The sequence below is a fragment of the Mycobacterium sp. ENV421 genome (genome assembly GCF_002887815.1).
GTDB lineage: Bacteria > Actinomycetota > Actinomycetes > Mycobacteriales > Mycobacteriaceae > Mycobacterium.
This window is the reverse complement of the sequence record NZ_PDHO01000002.1, coordinates 265,215-283,072: the sequence shown is the minus strand read 5'-3', so window position 1 is coordinate 283,072 and position 17,858 is coordinate 265,215. Positions and strand designations below refer to the sequence as shown.

18 protein-coding genes are annotated in these 17,858 nt (G+C 67.7%); 13 read left to right on the top strand and 5 right to left on the bottom strand.

The window, feature by feature from the left end; translation table 11 throughout:
• Nucleotides 1-140: 140 nt before the first annotated feature.
• Genes hrcA through CRM90_RS03585 form a run of 3 tightly spaced genes read left to right on the top strand, consistent with a single transcriptional unit; the run spans nucleotide 141 to nucleotide 3,109 of the window.
• Entirely contained in the window at nucleotides 141-1,178 is a 1,038-nt protein-coding gene (hrcA, locus tag CRM90_RS03595; RefSeq protein ID WP_036344462.1) for a heat-inducible transcriptional repressor HrcA, read from the top strand.
• Nucleotides 1,179-1,204: 26 nt separating this feature from the next.
• Nucleotides 1,205-2,347: a molecular chaperone DnaJ gene (gene dnaJ / locus CRM90_RS03590; protein WP_102805616.1), complete on the top strand. Its 1,143-nt coding sequence runs from the start codon at nucleotides 1,205-1,207 to the stop codon at nucleotides 2,345-2,347.
• A 3-nt stretch (nucleotides 2,348-2,350) separates the two neighbouring features.
• Nucleotides 2,351-3,109: a 16S rRNA (uracil(1498)-N(3))-methyltransferase gene (locus CRM90_RS03585; RefSeq protein WP_102805615.1), complete on the top strand. Its 759-nt coding sequence runs from the start codon at nucleotides 2,351-2,353 to the stop codon at nucleotides 3,107-3,109.
• Nucleotides 3,110-3,112: 3 nt separating this feature from the next.
• On the opposite strand, the gene CRM90_RS03580 is transcribed toward CRM90_RS03585, so the two are convergent.
• Nucleotides 3,113-4,264, bottom strand: a complete 1,152-nt coding sequence (locus CRM90_RS03580) for a LuxR C-terminal-related transcriptional regulator (RefSeq protein ID WP_502693222.1) — start codon at nucleotides 4,262-4,264, stop codon at nucleotides 3,113-3,115.
• Between the two features lie 144 nt (nucleotides 4,265-4,408).
• Between CRM90_RS03580 and CRM90_RS03575 the strand changes: the two genes are divergently transcribed.
• From CRM90_RS03575 to era, 6 genes are all read left to right on the top strand, one after another.
• A complete protein-coding gene (locus CRM90_RS03575; RefSeq protein WP_102805613.1) occupies nucleotides 4,409-5,647 on the top strand; it encodes a cytochrome P450 in 1,239 nt (412 codons plus the stop codon).
• The gene (locus tag CRM90_RS03570; protein WP_102805612.1) at nucleotides 5,644-6,054 is read left to right on the top strand and encodes a nuclear transport factor 2 family protein; all 411 of its coding nucleotides are present in this window, start codon (nucleotides 5,644-5,646) and stop codon (nucleotides 6,052-6,054) included. The genes CRM90_RS03575 and CRM90_RS03570 overlap by 4 nt, the downstream gene beginning before the upstream one ends.
• Before the next feature lie 81 nt (nucleotides 6,055-6,135).
• Complete coding sequence (locus CRM90_RS03565) at nucleotides 6,136-7,152, top strand: PhoH family protein (protein ID WP_502693221.1); 1,017 nt, start codon at nucleotides 6,136-6,138, stop codon at nucleotides 7,150-7,152.
• Nucleotides 7,153-7,163: 11 nt separating this feature from the next.
• The gene (gene ybeY, locus CRM90_RS03560) at nucleotides 7,164-7,700 is read left to right on the top strand and encodes an rRNA maturation RNase YbeY (protein ID WP_036344468.1); all 537 of its coding nucleotides are present in this window, start codon (nucleotides 7,164-7,166) and stop codon (nucleotides 7,698-7,700) included.
• Nucleotides 7,697-8,989: a hemolysin family protein gene (locus CRM90_RS03555; RefSeq protein ID WP_102805611.1), complete on the top strand. Its 1,293-nt coding sequence runs from the start codon at nucleotides 7,697-7,699 to the stop codon at nucleotides 8,987-8,989. Before ybeY ends, CRM90_RS03555 begins: the two co-directional genes overlap by 4 nt.
• The gene (gene era, locus CRM90_RS03550; protein WP_102805610.1) at nucleotides 8,982-9,908 is read left to right on the top strand and encodes a GTPase Era; all 927 of its coding nucleotides are present in this window, start codon (nucleotides 8,982-8,984) and stop codon (nucleotides 9,906-9,908) included. Before CRM90_RS03555 ends, era begins: the two co-directional genes overlap by 8 nt.
• Here era and CRM90_RS03545 read toward each other — a convergent pair.
• Nucleotides 9,905-11,356: an amidase gene (locus tag CRM90_RS03545; RefSeq protein ID WP_102805609.1), complete on the bottom strand. Its 1,452-nt coding sequence runs from the start codon at nucleotides 11,354-11,356 to the stop codon at nucleotides 9,905-9,907. The genes era and CRM90_RS03545 overlap by 4 nt on opposite strands.
• A 64-nt stretch (nucleotides 11,357-11,420) precedes the next feature.
• Here CRM90_RS03545 and recO point away from each other — a divergent pair, with 64 nt between their 5' ends.
• From recO to CRM90_RS03530, 3 genes are read left to right on the top strand one after another with little or no spacing between them, the layout of a single operon-like run.
• Nucleotides 11,421-12,242 (top strand): DNA repair protein RecO, encoded by an 822-nt coding sequence (gene recO / locus CRM90_RS03540; RefSeq protein ID WP_036344473.1) that lies wholly within the window; start codon nucleotides 11,421-11,423, stop codon nucleotides 12,240-12,242.
• On the top strand, nucleotides 12,208-13,116 hold the full coding sequence (locus tag CRM90_RS03535; RefSeq protein WP_051660448.1) for a decaprenyl diphosphate synthase: 909 nt from the start codon (nucleotides 12,208-12,210) through the stop codon (nucleotides 13,114-13,116). Before recO ends, CRM90_RS03535 begins: the two co-directional genes overlap by 35 nt.
• Before the next feature lies 1 nt (nucleotide 13,117).
• Nucleotides 13,118-13,501, top strand: a complete 384-nt coding sequence (locus CRM90_RS03530; protein WP_102805608.1) for a hypothetical protein — start codon at nucleotides 13,118-13,120, stop codon at nucleotides 13,499-13,501.
• Between the two features lie 91 nt (nucleotides 13,502-13,592).
• On the opposite strand, the gene CRM90_RS03525 is transcribed toward CRM90_RS03530, so the two are convergent.
• Together CRM90_RS03525 and CRM90_RS03520 are read right to left on the bottom strand one after the other, a co-directional pair.
• Nucleotides 13,593-14,000, bottom strand: a complete 408-nt coding sequence (locus CRM90_RS03525; RefSeq protein WP_102805774.1) for a Fur family transcriptional regulator — start codon at nucleotides 13,998-14,000, stop codon at nucleotides 13,593-13,595.
• Between the two features lie 11 nt (nucleotides 14,001-14,011).
• Nucleotides 14,012-14,317 (bottom strand): ArsR/SmtB family transcription factor, encoded by a 306-nt coding sequence (locus CRM90_RS03520; protein WP_102805607.1) that lies wholly within the window; start codon nucleotides 14,315-14,317, stop codon nucleotides 14,012-14,014.
• Between the two features lie 99 nt (nucleotides 14,318-14,416).
• Between CRM90_RS03520 and CRM90_RS03515 the strand changes: the two genes are divergently transcribed.
• On the top strand, nucleotides 14,417-15,841 hold the full coding sequence (locus CRM90_RS03515) for a glycine--tRNA ligase (protein ID WP_199189760.1): 1,425 nt from the start codon (nucleotides 14,417-14,419) through the stop codon (nucleotides 15,839-15,841).
• A gap of 7 nt (nucleotides 15,842-15,848) precedes the next feature.
• Here CRM90_RS03515 and CRM90_RS03510 read toward each other — a convergent pair whose 3' ends face one another.
• Nucleotides 15,849-17,849, bottom strand: coding sequence for a TPM domain-containing protein (locus CRM90_RS03510; RefSeq protein WP_102805605.1), 2,001 nt, complete (start codon nucleotides 17,847-17,849; stop codon nucleotides 15,849-15,851).
• Nucleotides 17,850-17,858: the final 9 nt, after the last annotated feature.

Genomic DNA, 17,858 nt, shown 5'->3' with positions numbered 1-17,858 from the left:
AAGGCTAGTCGCTGGAGGCCCCAACGTCAGCGGTGGGCGAACATCCGTGCGCGCGGCCCGAGTCGGTGGCACTCCGCGTCCGTGGGTGCTAATTGTGCTGTTGGTGTCCGTAAAATGGAGACGACTTGGAGGTGTACCAGATGGGAAGTGCTGACGACCGTCGCTTCGAGGTGCTCCGTGCGATCGTCGCCGACTTCGTGGCGACCAAGGAACCGATCGGTTCCAAAGCCCTCGTCGACCGCCACAACCTGGGGGTATCCAGCGCAACGGTGCGCAATGACATGGCGGTACTGGAAGCCGAGGGCTACATCACCCAGCCCCACACGAGCTCCGGGCGAGTGCCCACCGAGAAGGGCTACCGCGAGTTCGTCGACCGCATCGACGACGTCAAACCGCTGTCGGGCTCCGAGCGCCGAGCGATCCTCCAGTTCCTGGAATCCGGCGTCGACCTCGATGACGTGCTGCGGCGTGCGGTGAAGCTGTTGGCCCAGCTGACTCGGCAGGTCGCGATCGTCCAGTACCCGACGCTGTCGACCTCGACGGTGCGGCACCTGGAAATCGTGGCGTTGACGCCGGCCCGGCTGCTGATGGTGGTGATCACCGACTCGGGCCGGGTCGACCAGCGCATAGTCGAGTTGGGCGACACCATCGACGACCACCAGCTGTCCCAGTTGCGCGAATTGCTCGGGCAGGCGTTGGAGGGCAAGCGGCTGGCGGCGGCGTCGGTTGCGGTCGCCGACCTGGCTGCGCGGCTGGATGGGTCGGGCGGCCTCGGCGATGCCGTCGGCCGGTCGGCCACGGTGCTCCTCGAGTCGTTGGTGGAGCACAATGAGGAACGTCTGCTGATGGGCGGCACCGCCAACCTGACCCGCAACACCGCCGACTTCGGGGGATCGCTGCGCTCCATCCTCGAAGCCCTCGAGGAACAGGTCGTGGTGCTTCGCCTGCTGGCCGCGTCACAGGAAGCGGGTAAGGTCACGGTGCGCATCGGCCAGGAAACCGAGGCCGAGCAGATGGCCGGAACGTCGGTCATCAGCACGACCTACGGCAGCTCGGGCACCGTGTACGGCGGCATGGGTGTTTTGGGACCCACCAGAATGGACTATCCGGGAACTATCGCCAACGTCGCAGCTGTTGCGATGTACATCGGCGATGTCCTAGGACACCGAGCCGGCTAGCCGGCGGGGAATTCGAAAGGTCAACAGTGGCACGGGATTACTACGGCTTGCTCGGGGTGAGCAAGGGCGCCAGCGATCAGGAGCTCAAGCGCGCCTATCGAAAGCTGGCCCGCGAATACCATCCCGACGTCAACCCTGACGAAGAGGCCCAGCACAAATTCAAGGAGATCAGCGCCGCCTACGAGGTGCTCTCCGATCCGGAGAAGCGGCGCATCGTCGACCTGGGCGGCGACCCGCTGGAGGGCGCCGCGGCGGGAGCCAACGGGTTCAGTGGCTTCGGCGGTCTGGGTGATGTGTTCGAGGCGTTCTTCGGCGGCGGCGGTGCGGCGCGCGGCCCGATCGGCCGGGTGCGGCCCGGTTCGGACTCGCTGCTGCGAATGCGCCTGGATCTGTCGGAGTGCGCGACCGGGGTCACCAAGCAGGTGACCGTTGACACCGCGGTGCTCTGTGATGTGTGCCAGGGCAAGGGAACTCACGGCGACTCCACGCCCGTCGCCTGTGACACCTGCGGCGGACGCGGCGAGGTGCAGACGGTGCAGCGTTCGCTGCTGGGTCAGGTCATGACCTCCCGGCCCTGCCCGACCTGCCGCGGCGTCGGCGAGGTCATTCCCGATCCCTGCCATCGGTGCGCCGGCGACGGACGAGTGCGCGCCCGCCGCGACATCAGCGTGAAGATTCCGGCCGGTGTCGGTGACGGCATGCGGGTTCGGTTGGCCGCACAAGGTGAGGTCGGCCCGGGTGGCGGCCCGGCGGGCGATCTGTACGTCGAGGTCCACGAGCAGCAGCACGACATCTTCGTCCGCGACGGCGACGACCTGCATTGCACCGTGTCGGTGCCGATGGTCGACGCCGCGCTCGGCACCTCCGTCACCGTCGACGGCATCCTCGACGGGCTGACCGAGATCGCCATCGCGCCGGGCACCCAACCCGGTTCGGTGACCACGCTGCGCGGGCACGGTATGCCGCATCTGCGGTCCGGGGTCCGGGGTGACCTGCACGCGCACATCGAGGTGACGGTGCCCGGCAAGCTCGACGCCCGGGCCAAGGAACTACTCACCGAGTTCAAGACCCGCAGCCACGCCGAACCCGAGGTCAAATCCACGCACGCGGTGGCCGGCAACACCGGCGGACTGTTCAGCCGGCTCCGCGAAACATTCAGCGGCCGTTAGGCGTTGGCCGACACACTGTTTTTCGCCGACGCCATTCCGGTGGTGGGGCAGCGTGCTGTCATCGACGGTGACGAGGGTTTCCACGCCGCGACGGTCCGGCGCATCCGGCCCGGCGAAAAGCTCGTCCTGTCCGACGGTGACGGGACGATGGCTCGCTGCGAAGTGGACCAGACCAGCAAGCGCGGGTTCTCGGCCCAGGTGTTGGAGCGCTGGACGCTCCCGCGTCCGCTCCCGCCGGTGACCGTCGCGCAGGGGATTCCGAAATCGGAGCGTTCGGAACTGGCGATCGAGCTGGCCACCGAGGCCGGTGCCGACGACTTCGTCGCCTGGCAGGCCGACCGGTGTGTGGCGCGCTGGGACGGCGAACGGGCTGAGAAGGGCCTACGCCGGTGGCGGGCGGTGGCGCGGTCGGCGGCGCGGCAATCGCGGCGAGGCTACATCCCACCTATCGACGGCCCGGTCGCGACGGCCGCGCTGGCCGACCTGGTCGCCCAGCGGGTCGGGGCCGGCGGACTGGTCCTGGCGCTGCACGAATCGGCCGACCGTCCCCTGGCGGAACTGCCGGTGGCCCAAGCGGATTCGATCATGTTGATCGTGGGTCCCGAAGGTGGGATCAGCGACGCCGAACTCCACAGGCTGGCAGACGCGGGGGCAACCGCGGTCCGGTTGGGTCCGACGGTGCTGCGCACCACGACGGCCGCGGCGGTGGCCCTCGGCGCGTTGGGTGTGCTGACCGGGCGCTGGTCGGATCAGCGTCAGTAGCGGTCAGGCCGGCTCGGGCCGGGCTGCCAAGCGCGCGTAGATCGACGCCGCCTCGGCGCGGTTACTGGCATGCAGCTTCCGAAGTACCCGCTTCACATGGGATTTCACCGTGCCGGGGGTGATCACCAGTTCGTCGGCGATCTGCTGGTTGGTGCGCCCGTCGGCCATCAGTCGCAGCACCTCGGCTTCGCGGCGGGTCAGCATCTCGTGCACCCGCGATTCCACTTCCGCCAGCCGGCGGCTGGCCGTGCTGCGCTCGGCGGGCTCGACTTTGCGCAGTTCCAGGTCGGCGTCCTGGAGGGCTTGGGCGGCCTGCTCGGCGGTGGCCAGCGCGTTACGCACGTCGGCGTGCTGGCGGCGCATCCGCTCCATCAGCACGGTTCGTTCGAAGGCGTAGCCGAATCCCTCGGCGAACGCCCACACGGTGTCGCGGTCGATCTCGTCGACGGTGCGCCCGGAGTACAACCGGTCGGCGTGCAGGAAGCCGATCACCCGTCCGGTCGGCATCACGGGTGCCGCGACGTAGGAGTGGGTCAGCGAGAAGTCGATGATCGGTCGGTTGACGCGGGGATCGTTGCGGGCGTCGCGCACGATTTCCGGTGCGTGCCTGCGGATCATCTGCGTCTCGAGGAGCATGTGGTCCAGCGGCGGGGCGACCGACTGGGCGAACGCGACCATCTTCTCGGCGCCCTCGGCGTCGTCACCGAAGTAGGCCGACTCCATCACCATCTTGCCCTCGTGCACCCGGAACAGGACCGCGCGGTCGAAGCCGCACGACTCGACCAGTTCGCGCGGCGCGCGGTCGACGATCTTGGCGACCTCGTCGATGCCGCGCAGTTTCGACAAGCCTTCCTGCACGCGCAGCAACGCCAGCGTCCGGCGCCGGGCGCTGTCCTCGATCAGCTGGCGCTCCAGCAGGGACAGGTCCAGTACGGCTTCGAGCGCGGCGAGCGCGTGTTCGTCGCCGAGCGCTTCGAGCGCTTCGCGGACCAGGGTGGCCTGCGCGTCGACCGTGTCGGCGACGGCTCGGACCGGGTCGTCGGCAGGTTCGACGATCCCGAGCCGGCAGGCCTCGTCGTAGCGGCGGGAGACCGCACTGACCGGCGGGGCTTTGGATGCCCAACCGGGGTGGTTGCCGTCGGTCAGCGCGGTCACAGGCAGACAGTCGGTGGGAGTGGTCACAGTGAGGCGATGCTCTCACCGCGATCGGGGCCGTGGTGGCAAAACCGCTCGGTCGGGAGCGCAACTGACCTCCATCGGGAGATCGACCAGGCTCATACGAGCAATGAGGCTGTTCGCATGACCTCGACGACCGCCTCTGCCCTGCATCTGCTCACCACCCCGGAGGGGATCGCGAACCCCTACCCGCTCTACGAGCAACTGCGCGATTCCTCGCCGGTGGCGGGGTATCGGGACTGGCCGCCGGGCACGGTGCCCGGCGCCGACGAACCGGTCACCGCGTGGGCGCTGTTCCGCTACGACCAGGTGCTCGCGGCGGCGCGGGACAGCGAGACGTTCTCGTCGCGTGATCCCATCCAGGAGGCGTCGTCGGCTCCGAGCCTGATGCTGGTCAACACCGACGCGCCCGCGCACACCGCCGAACGCAAACTGGTCAGCCAGGCGTTCTCGCCGCGGCGCATCCGGCGGCTCGAGAACTGGCTGGACCAATTGGTGCCGCTTCTGCTCGCCGAGTTCGACGACCGCACCGGCGACGGGGATCGCGACGTGATGGAGTTCGCCGACGAGGTGCCCACCCGGGCGATGGTGCGGCTGCTGGGTCTTCCCGAAGGCGACCACGTCCGATTCAAGAACTGGGCCAACGCGTTCATGCTGTCGTCGACGATGACTCCCGAGGAGCGGATGGCCAGCAACTTCGAGATGGTCACGACGTTCACTGAGCGCGTCACTGAAAAGCTTGCGCACGTTGATGATTCGCAGGACATCGAGGATGCCGAGGACCTGATCTCGGCGCTGCTGCGGGCCGAGCTCGACGGTCAGCGGCTCACCCCGGAGCAGGTGGTGCGGTTCTGCGTCACCCTCGTGGTCGCCGGCAGCGAGACGACGACCTATCTCATCGGCAGCGTTCTCGACGCGATGGCGCGGGAACCCGCGGTCACCGCCAGGCTGCGGGCCGACCGTTCGTTGCTGAGCACGTTCATCGAGGAGGTCGCGCGGCTCACCGGGCCGAACCGGCTGTTCCGCATCGCGACCCGCGACGTCGAGATCGACGGCGCCACGATCCGCAAAGGGGAGTGGGTGGCATTGTTCTTCGGCTCGGCCAACCACGACCCGGCCGTGTTCGAAGATCCGGCACGCCTGGATCTGGACCGGCCCAACATCCGTCAGCATCTGGCGTTCGGCCACGGTCTGCACTTCTGCCTCGGTGCGCCGCTGGCCCGGCTGGAGGTGTTGTCGATCGTCAATGCGGTGCTGGACCGCTACTCGGTGATCGGCCTGTCCGAGGAGCCAGCCGAGCGGCAGACCGCCAGCCTGCTCACCCACGGCTTCGTCCGTCTGCCGATGCAGCTGAGCCGATGAGCGAGACCCTCAACATCGCCACCACCCGGGCCATCTACGCCGCGGTTCCGGCCGGTGACCTGGCGACGGCGCTGAGCCATATGGATCCGGACGTCCGGATCACCTACTACGGCAGTGCCGCCATCCCGTACGCCGGGGACTATCACGGCATCGAGGCTGCGGGAGAATTCTTCAGCACCGTCGGCGCCCACATCGAGATCGTGGCGATGGAGCCGTGGCTGTTCATCGGCGACGGCGACAACCTGGCGGTCTGGGGTCACCAGAAGTTCCTGCGCACGGCCACCGGGCACACCTGGGAGTCGGAGTTCGCCCACATCATCACGCTGCGCGACGGCAAGTGGCTGCACTTCCGCGACTTCATGAACTCGGCGCTGACCCATCAGGCGTTCACCCAGACTGTGGGTTAACCAGTGGGAGGTGCGGCGCTCGGACGGTAAACTGGTGTTTTCGACCTAACCGGAACCCAGGAAGCAGGCTTCGAAGACCACGTGACGCCCCGCGAGACGACCGCTGCCTCGCAAGTGCGCAGCAGCATGACTGTTCCGCCCGACCTCGTCGTGGGCCTGCTGGGTTCCGCTGACGAAAATCTGCGCGCACTCGAACGCAGCCTGTCGGCCGATGTTCATGTCCGAGGCAACACCGTCTCCCTGTCCGGTGAGGCGGCCGACGTCGCGATGGCCGAACGGGTGATCTCCGAACTCATCGCTGTTGTGGCCGGTGGTCAGTCGCTGTCCCCGGACGCGGTCCGTCGCAGCGTCGGGATGCTCGCCGCGGCGGACAACGAGTCACCGGCCGAGGTGCTGACGCTGGACATCCTGTCCCGCCGCGGTAAGACGATTCGGCCCAAGACGCTCAACCAGAAGCGCTACGTCGACGCCATCGACGCCCACACGATCGTGTTCGGCATCGGTCCGGCGGGCACCGGCAAGACCTACCTGGCGATGGCCAAGGCGGTCAACGCGCTGCAGACCAAGCAGGTCACGCGGATCATCCTGACCCGGCCCGCGGTGGAAGCCGGTGAGCGCCTTGGGTTTCTGCCCGGCACGCTGACCGAGAAGATCGACCCGTACCTGCGTCCGCTCTACGACGCGCTGCACGACATGATGGACCCCGCCGCCATCCCGAATCTGCTGAGCACCGGGGTGATCGAGGTCGCGCCGCTGGCATTCATGCGTGGCCGCTCACTCAACGACGCGTTCATCATTCTCGATGAGGCGCAGAACACCACCGCCGAGCAGATGAAGATGTTCCTCACCCGGCTGGGGTTCGGCTCCAAGATCGTGGTCACCGGTGACATCACCCAGGTCGACCTGCCCGGCGGCGCCAAGTCCGGTCTGCGGGCGGCGATGGATGTGCTCGACGGCATCGACGACATCCATTTCGCCGAACTCACCAGCGCCGACGTGGTGCGCCACCGCCTGGTGTCGGAGATCGTCGACGCCTACGCCAAGGCCGAGCAGCCGGCGCTGATGAACCGCTCCCAACGTCGCTCGACGCGGCGCTAGGGGCATCTCACATGACCATCGAGGTATCCAATGAATCCGGCCTCGACGTTTCCGAAGAGGAACTGATCAGCGTCGCGCGCTTCGTGATTCGTCGTATGGACGTCAATCCGGCCGCTGAGCTGTCGATGGTGTTGCTGGACACCAACGCGATGGCCGACCTGCACATGCGCTGGATGGACCTGCCCGGCCCCACCGACGTGATGAGCTTCCCGATGGACGAGCTCGAGCCCGGCGGGCGCCCGGATGCGCCCGAACCGGGGCCGTCAATGCTCGGTGACATCGTGTTGTGCCCGCAGTTCGCCGCCGATCAGGCCACCGCCGCCGGTCACAGCCTCGGTCAGGAACTGGCGCTGTTGACCGTGCACGGCGTGCTGCATCTGTTGGGCTACGACCATGCCGAGCCGGACGAGGAAAAGGAGATGTTCGACCTGCAACGCACCCTGCTCGAAGAGTGGGTGGCCGAGCAGGTCGAGGCATACCACCAGGATCGGCAGATCGAGAAGGACCGTCGACTGCTCGACAAGTCACAGTTCTTCGACGAACCGTGACGGGCTGGAGTGCGCTGCTCGGTGCGATCGCCCTGATAGCGCTGGGCGGTTTGTTCGCCGCGATCGATGCCGCCATCAGCACCGTGTCGATTGCTCGGGTCGAGGAGCTGGTGCGCGACGAGCGACCCGGCGCCCTGCGGCTGGCCAGGATCATGGCCGAGCGGCCGCGGTACATCAATCTCGTTGTGCTGCTGCGCATTGCCTGCGAGGCCGCCGCGACGGTCTTGCTGGTCGCTTTCCTGTGGGATGACCTCGGGCTGACCTGGGGCCTGGTGGCGGCGGCCGGCATCATGACGGTGGCCAGCTTCGTCGCGATGGGGGTGGGCCCGCGCACCATCGGCAGGCAGAACGCCTACACCATTGCATTGACGTCGGCCGTTCCGCTGCAGGCGATCTCGGTTCTGCTCACTCCGATCAGCAGGCTGCTGATCGTGCTCGGCAATGCGCTGACCCCGGGCCGCGGCTTCCGCAACGGACCGTTCGCCTCCGAGATCGAGCTGCGTGAGGTCGTCGACCTGGCTCAGCAGCGCGGCGTGGTGGCCGACGACGAACGCCGAATGATCCAGTCGGTGTTCGAACTCGGCGATACCGCCGCACGTGAGGTGATGGTGCCGCGCACCGAGATGGTGTGGATCGAGAACGACAAGTCCGCCAGCCAGGCGACGTCGCTTGCGGTGCGCAGTGGTTATTCGCGCATCCCGGTGATCGGGGAGAACGTCGACGATGTGGTCGGCGTCGTCTATCTCAAAGATCTTGTGCAGCGCACCTATTACTCCTCGGACAGCGGCCGCGGCACCAAGGTGGCCGACATCATGCGCCCGGCGGTCTTCGTCCCGGACTCCAAACCGCTCGACGAGTTGCTGCGCGAGATGCAGCGCGACCGCAACCACATGGCCTTGCTGGTCGACGAGTACGGCGCCATCGCCGGCCTGGTCACCATCGAGGACGTCCTGGAGGAGATCGTCGGCGAGATCGCCGACGAGTACGACACCCGCGAAGTGGCGCCCGTCGAAGAGTTGGGCGACAACAAGTTCCGGGTGTCGGCCCGCCTGCCGATCGAGGACGTTGGCGAGCTTTACGACATCGAGTTCGCCGACGATCTCGACGTCGACACCGTTGGCGGTCTGCTGGCCCTCGAGCTCGGCAGGGTGCCATTGCCCGGCGCCGAGGTGGTCTCGCATGGGCTGCGTCTGCAGGCTGAAGGTGGCCGCGACCACAGAGGGCGGCTTCGTATCGGCACCGTGCTGGTCAGCCGGATCGAGCCGGAAGGAAGCGACGAGGATGACTGACGCTGCGCAGAGTGAATTCCGGTCCGGCTTCGTCTGCTTCATCGGCAGGCCCAACACCGGCAAGTCGACGCTGACCAATGCGCTCGTCGGCACCAAGGTGGCGATCACCTCCAACCGGCCGCAGACCACCCGGCACACCATTCGCGGCATCGTGCACCGCCCGGCTTTCCAGATCGTTCTGGTCGACACGCCGGGTCTGCACCGCCCGCGCACGCTGCTGGGCAAGCGGCTCAACGACCTGGTCCGCGACACCTACTCCGAAGTGGATGTCATCGGGCTGTGCATTCCCGCCGACGAGAACATCGGGCCGGGTGATCGATGGATCTACGAACAGATCCGCGACGTCGCACCCCGTACAACGCTTGTCGTCATCGTCACCAAGATCGACAAGGTGTCCAAGGAGCGGGTGGCCGAACAGTTGATCGCCGTCCACGAACTGGTCGGCGACACCGCGGCTGAGATCGTGCCGGTGTCGGCGACGAGGGGAGACCAGGTCGACATCCTCATCGATGTGCTGGCCGGCCAGTTGCCGCCCGGCCCGGCGTTCTACCCCGACGGGGAGCTCACCGACGAGCCCGAAGAAGTGTTGATGGCCGAGCTCATTCGCGAGGCCGCACTGGAAGGGGTGCGCGACGAGTTGCCGCACTCCCTGGCGGTGGTGATCGAGGAGATCGAAGAGCGGCCCGACCGCCCGGCGGATGATCCGTTGATCGATGTGCACGCCGTGCTGTATGTCGAGCGGGACAGCCAGAAGGGCATCGTCATCGGCAAGGGTGGCGCTCGGCTCAAAGAGGTTGGGACGGTGGCCCGTACGCAGATCGAGAAGCTGCTCGGCACCAAGGTCTATCTCGATCTGCGGGTCAAGATCGCCAAGAACTGGCAGCGCGACCCCAAACAGCTTGGCCGGCTGGGGTTTTAGCTCTCGGTGGGCACCGGGGTGTTCCACCAGATCTCGGGTTGCTTGCTGGCCCACCCGTTGATGGCTTCCAGCTCGGCTGCCAGGGAGATCAGCAGCGGCTCACTGTTGGCCGGGCCCATCAGCTGCACGCCGATCGGCAGGCCCTCGGAGGTGAAGCCGGCCGGAACACTGATCGACGGCCAACCGAGCAGATTCCACGGGAACGTCACCGGGCACGCCGCGATCATCGCGCGGTCGGTGCCCATGGGTCCGAGGCGGTCGAACGTGCGGGCCGGGGGAGGCGGCTGCGCAGTCGTCGGTGCCAGCACGACGTCGACGGAGCGGAAGATCTGCCCGACGCGGCGGTGCAGCTTCGGCTCGCTGGCGCGGGCTCGGCGCAGCATCGAGCCAGACAGCAGCCGGCCCATCCGCATGTTGGACTCGGTGCGGGGGTCGAAGGCGACATCGTCACCAAGGCGGTCGGCCCACTCCAGCAGTCCGGCGGTGGACCGGGGCAGGAACGTCAGCGGCAGCCGCAAGCCGTAGTTGGGGTTGCCCGCCATCACGGTGTGGCCCAGCAGGCCCAGCTGCTCGGCGATCCCGCTGAGCGCGACCCTGATCTCGGGATGCAGCCTGGCGGGAAAGAAGGTGAACGGAAAGCGGGTCGACAGCGCGATCTTCAACGGACCCGGCGCGGCCCCGACGGAGTCGGTCATCCGTACCGGCGGTGGCTTGAACGGGTCGTCTTCGTGGTTCCCGGAGGCGGCGTCGAGCACGAGCGCGGCGTCGGCGACCGTCCGGGCCAAAACCCCGTTGACGGTGATCCCGTTGAACGGGTCATGGACCGGCCAGGTCGAGATGCGGCCGCGCTGCGGCTTGATGCCCACCAGGTGGGTCCAGGCGGCCGGCACCCGGACGCTGCCCGCGCCGTCGGATCCGATGGCCGCGGCGACCAGGCCTGCCGCGACGGCGGCGGCGCTGCCGCCCGACGAGCCACCGGGAGTGTGCTTCCGCGACCAGGGGTTACGGGTATGGCCGAAGGCGGGGCCGCTGGTGAACGGCCATTGGCCCAGTTCGCAGCAGTTGGTCTTGCCGACGATCACCGCGCCCGCCTCGCGCAGCCGGCGGACCACTTCGGAGTCGTGTGTCGCGGGGCGCACTGGTCCGGCGGTTCCGAAGGAGGTCGGCACCCCGGCGATGTCGACGTCGTCCTTGACTGCGATGGGAATGCCCAGCAGCGGGGCCTGCTCCCCGGCGGCGCGCCGTCGATCGGCGTCGGCGGCATCGGCGAGTGCCGATTCGGTCAGCACCACCCGGAAGGCGTTGAGCGTGGATTGGCTGGCGGTGATCGCACGCAGCGACCGGCGGGCCAGTTCGGTGGACGTGACCGTGCCGCTGGCCAACTGATAGAGCTGCTCACCGATGGTCGGAAACCGCGGTGGCCTGCCCAGACTCCGGTGAGCTGTCATGGCGACGTCGAGACTAACGGCGCGCGTCCGCGGTTATGTCGCAATGCGGTGGGAAACTAGTCGGATGCGGTTGTATCGGGATCGGGCGGTCGTGCTGCGCCAGCACAAGCTCGGTGAAGCCGACCGCATCGTCACCTTGCTGACCCGCGATCACGGTCTGGTCCGCGCGGTTGCCAAGGGCGTGCGCCGTACCCGCAGCAAATTCGGTTCCCGGCTGGAGCCGTTCGCCCACATCGATGTGCAGCTGCACCCCGGTCGCAACCTGGACATCGTCACCCAGGTGGTGTCGATCGACGCCTTCGCCACCGACATCGTCAGCGACTACGGCCGCTACACCAGCGCCTGCGCGGTCCTGGAGACCGCCGAGCGGCTCGCCGGAGAGGAACGCGCCCCGGCGCCGGCGCTGCACCGGCTCACAGTCGGGGCGTTGCGGGCGGTGGCCGACGGTGCCCGCAGCCGCGAGCTGGTCCTGGACGCCTACCTGCTGCGGGCCATGGGGATCGCCGGCTGGGCGCCGTCACTGACCGAATGTGCCCGCTGCGCGGCGCCGGGACCGCATCGAGCGTTCCACATCGCCGCTGGTGGCAGCGTCTGCATGCATTGCCGTCCGTCCGGCTCGACGACGCCGCCGCAGGCGGTGCTGGATCTGATGTCGGCGCTGCACGACGGCGATTGGGAACTTGCGGAGGCCTCGACGCCGTCGCATCGCAGCCACGCCAGCGGCTTGGTGGCTGCGCATCTGCAGTGGCATCTGGAACGCCAGCTGCGCACTTTGCCGCTGGTGGAGCGTGTCTACCGGCGGGCCGCTGACCACGGGATGGAGATGTTCAGGCAGGATGAGCCATATGGCGATGAACCGGGTGACCAGCTCGTGGCGGGGGGCTGAGCGCAGGCGGAAAGAGACCTTTCCGCAGCTGCCCCCGGCGCCCGACGACTACCCGATGTTCCCGGACACCTCTGTGTGGCCGGTCGTGTTTCCCGAGCTGCCGCCCGCGCCGGACGGCGGCCCGCGCCGGCCGCCCCAGCACACCTCCAAGGCCGTGCCGCCGGCGATCCCGGCCACCCAGATGCCCAAGCACGTGGCTGTCGTGATGGACGGCAACGGGCGATGGGCCACGCAGCGCGGGTTGAGCCGCACCGAGGGCCACAAGATGGGCGAGGCGGTGCTGATCGACATCACCTGCGGAGCCATCGAGATCGGTATCCAGCACCTGTCGGTGTACGCGTTCTCCACGGAGAACTGGCGGCGCAGTACCGAAGAGGTGCGGTTCCTGATGGGCTTCAATCGCGAGGTGGTGCGCCGGCGCCGGGAGAACCTGGATGCCATGGGCGTCAACATGCGCTGGGTGGGGTCGCGGGCGCGGATGTGGCGCAGCGTGATCAAGGAATTCGATATCGCCGAGAACATGACGGTCGGCAATGACGTCATCACGGTGAACTACTGCGTGAATTACGGCGGGCGGGCCGAAATCGCCGAAGCGGCAAAGCAAATCGCGCGTGATGCGGTCGCCGGCCGGGTCGACCCGGAACGGGTGAACGAGGCCACGATCACCGAGCACCTACACCGGCCCGACATTCCTGACGTCGACCTGTTCATCAGGACGTCGGGGGAGCAGCGGGCAAGCAACTTCATGCTGTGGCAGGCCGCGTACGCCGAGTACGTGTTCCAGGACAAACTGTGGCCCGATTACGACCGCCGCGACCTGTGGGCGGCGTGCGAGGAGTACGCCGAACGCAACCGGCGTTTCGGCCGGGCCTGAGATGGGACTCGACACCCGGTTGGCCGATGCACTGAGCGCGGTCGTGCCGGTCGAGGTGGAGCCGGACGGTGCGCTGACGGTGCGCTATGAAGGGACCTTCGCCTCGCTGCGGACGGTCACCATTGCCGAGGACATCGAGATGGTGTCGGTGACGCAGGTGCTCGGGTGGGATCTGCCGGCGACTGCCGACCTTCGCAAACATGTTGCCGCGCAAGCACAGTCGACGATGCTGGGGACGGTGACGCTCGTTGAGTCCGGCAAAAAGGGCGACATCATGCTGCGCTACAACTTTCCCGGCGATGGCCTGGCGGACCATGCGCTGCAGACTCTGGTGCTGATGGTGCTCGCCGGCGGGGCTGATGCCCGTCGCGCGCTCGTCGACTAGGTGTCAGGCGCCCTGCCGAGATCGACACCAGCGCGGGAAAGTTCGAGTAGGTCCCACGCTGACGTCGATGTCGGCGCGCTCGTCCACTAGCTCAGCCGCGGCACTGCTCGCAGGTGCCGAACAACTCGATTGTGTGGCTGACGTCTGAAAAGCCATGCTCGGCAGCCACTTCCGCAGCCCAGGCTTCGACTTCGCGACCACTGACCTCCACCGCCGCACCGCAACTGCGGCACACCAGGTGATGATGATGGTCCGCGCCGGCGCAGCGCCGGTAGACCGACTCCCCGTTATCGGTGCGCACCATGTCCACCAGATCGGCCGCCGACAGTGACTGCAGCGTCCGGTACACCGTGGTCAGCCCGATGTTCTCGCCCCGGCGGCGCAGCTCGTCGTGCAACTCCTGCGCCGAGCGGAACTCGTCGACGGTGTCGAGCAGCGCGATGATGGACGCCCGCTGTCGAGTGGCGCGCACCCCGCCCGCGCCGGCGCGCGGACGGATGTCTGCCCCGGTCACGAGTGCTCCTCGCCGGCGTGGCTGATGGCGGCGACGATGATCTCGGCCAGGTGCTCATCGACCAGCCGGTACATCACTTCCCGCCCGGATCGCTCGCCGGCGACCACTCCCGCGGCCTTGAGGATTCGCAGGTGCTGGCTGACGAGAGGCTGCGGGACGTCGAGGGCGTCGACGAGCTCGTGCACGCACCGTCGGGATTCCCGCAATTGCAGGACGATCGCTATACGCACCGGGGCGGCCAGCGCGCGCAGCAGCTCACCGGCACGTTCCAGCAGCGCGGCATGGTCGGTGGCGGTGGTCATGGAACACCTCCCCGTTATTGGAAACCATTTCCAGTTGGCTCATACTTTTCCATGCACGATCACGCATGTCAAAAGGTTCGGTGCTGAGGTCGCTAGGCTATGGGGCTGTTGTCCGTTCACAGAACAGGAGTCGCACCCACCGTGGCGTCCATCATCGATTCCGTCGTCAACCTGGCCAAGCGTCGTGGCTTGGTCTATCCAGCCGGCGAGATCTACGGCGGGACCAAATCGGCCTGGGACTACGGCCCACTGGGTGTGGAGCTCAAGGAGAACATCAAGCGGCAGTGGTGGAGGTCGGTGGTGACCGGCCGCGACGACGTCGTCGGTCTGGACAGTTCGATCATCCTGCCGCGCGAGGTGTGGGTCGCCTCCGGTCACGTTGAGGTGTTCAACGATCCGCTCATCGAGTGCCTCAACTGCCACAAGCGTCACCGCCAGGATCACCTGCAGGAGGCGTACGCGGAGAAGAAGGGCATAGCGGACCCCGAATCGGTTGCCATGACCGAGATCGTCTGCCCGGACTGCGGCACAAAGGGCCAGTGGACCGAGCCCCGCGAATTCAACATGATGCTGAAGACCTACCTCGGGCCGATCGAAGCCGAGGAGGGCATGCACTACCTGCGCCCGGAAACCGCGCAGGGCATCTTCGTGAACTTCGCCAACGTGGTGACCACCTCGCGTAAGAAGCCGCCGTTCGGCATCGGCCAGATCGGCAAGAGCTTCCGCAACGAGATCACCCCCGGCAACTTCATCTTCCGCACCCGCGAGTTCGAGCAGATGGAGATGGAGTTCTTCGTCGAGCCGGCCACCGCACCCGAGTGGCACCAGTACTGGATCGACACCCGGCTGCAGTGGTACATCGACCTCGGCATCAACCGCGACAACCTGAGGCTCTTCGAGCACCCCAAGGAGAAGCTGTCGCACTACTCGGCGGGCACCACCGACATCGAGTACAAGTTCGGCTTCCAGGGCAACCCGTGGGGTGAGCTCGAAGGCATCGCCAACCGCACCGACTTCGACCTCAAGACGCACTCGCAGCATTCCGGCACCGACCTGTCGTTCTACGACCAGGCCGCCGACACCCGCTACGTCCCGTACGTCATCGAACCCGCAGCGGGACTTACCCGTTCGTTCATGGCGTTCCTGGTCGACGCGTACGCCGAGGACGAGGCGCCGAACGCCAAGGGCGGGGTCGACAAGCGCACGGTGCTGCGGCTGGACCCGCGGCTGGCGCCGGTGAAGGCCGCGGTACTACCGCTGTCGCGGCACGCCGACCTCAGCCCGAAGGCCAAGGATCTGGCCGCGGAATTGCGCAAGAACTGGAACATCGAGTTCGACGACGCCGGTGCGATCGGCCGCCGCTATCGCCGCCAGGACGAGATCGGCACGCCGTACTGCGTGACGGTCGACTTCGATTCTCTGGAGGATCACGCGGTGACCGTCCGCGAGCGCGACCAGATGACGCAGGAGCGCATCGGGATCGACTCGGTGGTCGACTACCTGGCCACCCGGTTGAAGGGCTAGAAGCGGCCTAGAAACGGCCGCCGCCGCCCAGCATCCCGCCGCCGTCGGAGCCGCCTGACGATCCGCCGAAGGTCGTCGACGACCATCCGCCGCCACCGCCGAAGCCGCCGCGCATACCGCCGGACAGGATGTTGCCGAGGATGATGCCGCCGATGACGGCGCCCATGTTCGACGAACCGCCAACGCCGCCATAGTGATTCATATAGGTGCGCTGCGCCGACTGCACATCGTTGTTGGCCAGTTGCTGAGCTTGGGCAGCCAGCATCGACGCACCATTGGCATGCGCGATCGCCTCGGCGACGTTGGTCTTCCGTTTGGCCTGTGCGGCCTCGAGTTGACGCACCGCCTCGTTGAGGCGGGTGCGCGCCTCGGGCCCGACGCTGCCGCGGCGGGTGTCGACGTAGTCCGCCACCGAACGCACCCGCGACTGCGCGGTGAACAGCGCCTGGTCGTAGGACCGGCCCAGCCGTTCGGCGTTCTCGCGTTCCTCTGCCACGCTCGCCAGTAGCCGGTCCAGATCGGCGTCGGCCTGGGTCAGCTGGGTGAACGCCCCCAACGGGTCGGCAGATCCGTTGGTCTGTGCCGCGGCCACCGCCGCGACCGCGGCGTCGCGGGCGGCCGTCAGCTCGGCGGTGTTGGACAGTCCGCCCTGGGTCAGCTGAGCCACGGCCTGGTTGATGCCCTGCTGGGTGTCGGCGATCGCCGCCGGCAAGGTCGCGACCGCACGCCTGATGTCGCTGGCCGCGCTGTCGACCGCGTCGAGCATCGAACTGGCCTGCTGCAGAGCGGCTTCCGCGCCGCGCACGCAATCGACCAATTCGATCTGCTCGCCGGCGACCGGTTTGGCCACCAGCTCGCGGGCCCGGCTGATCGAGTGGTCGGCGAAGTCCAGCCGTTCCTTGGCGGCAGCAGCGTTGCGCGCCACCGAAGCCAGCGCCGACTCGGCGAACTCGGTGTGCAGCTGGGTCAATGTGCCCTCGGCGGGATCGATGCGGGCGCTGACGTCGACCAGCTTCTGGGTCAGTATGTCCAGCCGGTCGGGCGCGTTGATGACGAGATCGCGCAGCTGATGGAACGCCTGGTTCTGGGCGTCCAGCTCGCGGTTGGCCCGCGCGGCGGCGACGACCACCCGGGTGAGCAGATCGCGGCGCTGGGCCGGGGTTTCGGGCACCGCGTCGTCGAGTTGCTGGCGCACGTTGAACGCCTGCTGCAGGGTGGCCTTGGCGTTCTCGACGGCGCGAACGAATGGTTGCGTCTGCTGCTCACCGAATTCCTCTTGCGCCAAGGTCAATTCGTTGGAGCTGGTGCGCACGGCATTGTCGACGTCGACGACGATCGAGCGGGACAACTCGTCGAGGGCGTCGAGTGGAACCGAGGCCAGGGCATTCGGATCGGTGGGGTCGACCCTCTTGGCGGCGGCCACCTCGGCCTCGTGCCGCTTGCGCCGGCGCTGTCGGCTCCACACCAGCAAGACCACGACCGCCAGCACGATGACGCCCAGGATGATCACCAGCGGCAGTAGCGAGGAGCCGCCGGCGCCGGTGGTGGTCTTGGCCGCCAGGCCGTCGGCCGCCGCGATCGCGGCGCCCGCCCAGTCGCCGTTGTGCAGGGCGGGCTCGATCTTGTCGTGGCGCAGGTCGTCGATCTTCGCGCCGCCGGCCGCCGCGGTGGGTACCAGGAAGGCGTAGGAGCGCTGCCCGGTCGCGACCGCCAGGATCGCGTCCTGGTTGCTCAGATCGCTGGCCTGGCGGGTTTCCTCGGTCCAGCCCACCGCGCTCTTGGGGGCGAAGGAGTCGACGAAGACCACCCACAGCCGCACGTTCCGCTCGCGGTAGAGGGTGTCGACGGCGTTCTGCACGCTGGCCAGTTGGCCGCCGGCCAGGACGCCGGCGTTGTCGGTGACGTAGTCCGGCAGCCGGAACGGTGGCTCGGCCGTCGCGGCGGGTGCCACCAGAGCGGCGGTGGCCAGGATGGCCGCGAGCAGGCTGAACAGACGAGCGAGGCGCATGACCGTCAA

What these genes read in the sequence shown, in the direction of transcription:
- hrcA (WP_036344462.1), top strand. Translation starts at nt 141, where the DNA reads ATGGGAAGTGCTGACGACCGTCGCTTCGAGGTGCTCCGTGCGATCGTC.
- CRM90_RS03575 (WP_102805613.1), top strand. Translation starts at nt 4,409, where the DNA reads ATGACCTCGACGACCGCCTCTGCCCTGCATCTGCTCACCACCCCGGAG.
- CRM90_RS03570 (WP_102805612.1), top strand. Translation starts at nt 5,644, where the DNA reads ATGAGCGAGACCCTCAACATCGCCACCACCCGGGCCATCTACGCCGCG.
- ybeY (WP_036344468.1), top strand. Translation starts at nt 7,164, where the DNA reads ATGACCATCGAGGTATCCAATGAATCCGGCCTCGACGTTTCCGAAGAG.
- era (WP_102805610.1), top strand. Translation starts at nt 8,982, where the DNA reads ATGACTGACGCTGCGCAGAGTGAATTCCGGTCCGGCTTCGTCTGCTTC.
- CRM90_RS03545 (WP_102805609.1), bottom strand. Translation starts at nt 11,356, where the DNA reads ATGACAGCTCACCGGAGTCTGGGCAGGCCACCGCGGTTTCCGACCATC.
- recO (WP_036344473.1), top strand. Translation starts at nt 11,421, where the DNA reads ATGCGGTTGTATCGGGATCGGGCGGTCGTGCTGCGCCAGCACAAGCTC.
- CRM90_RS03535 (WP_051660448.1), top strand. Translation starts at nt 12,208, where the DNA reads ATGAACCGGGTGACCAGCTCGTGGCGGGGGGCTGAGCGCAGGCGGAAA.
- CRM90_RS03530 (WP_102805608.1), top strand. Translation starts at nt 13,118, where the DNA reads ATGGGACTCGACACCCGGTTGGCCGATGCACTGAGCGCGGTCGTGCCG.
- CRM90_RS03520 (WP_102805607.1), bottom strand. Translation starts at nt 14,317, where the DNA reads ATGACCACCGCCACCGACCATGCCGCGCTGCTGGAACGTGCCGGTGAG.
- CRM90_RS03515 (WP_199189760.1), top strand. Translation starts at nt 14,417, where the DNA reads ATGGGGCTGTTGTCCGTTCACAGAACAGGAGTCGCACCCACCGTGGCG.
- CRM90_RS03510 (WP_102805605.1), bottom strand. Translation starts at nt 17,849, where the DNA reads ATGCGCCTCGCTCGTCTGTTCAGCCTGCTCGCGGCCATCCTGGCCACC.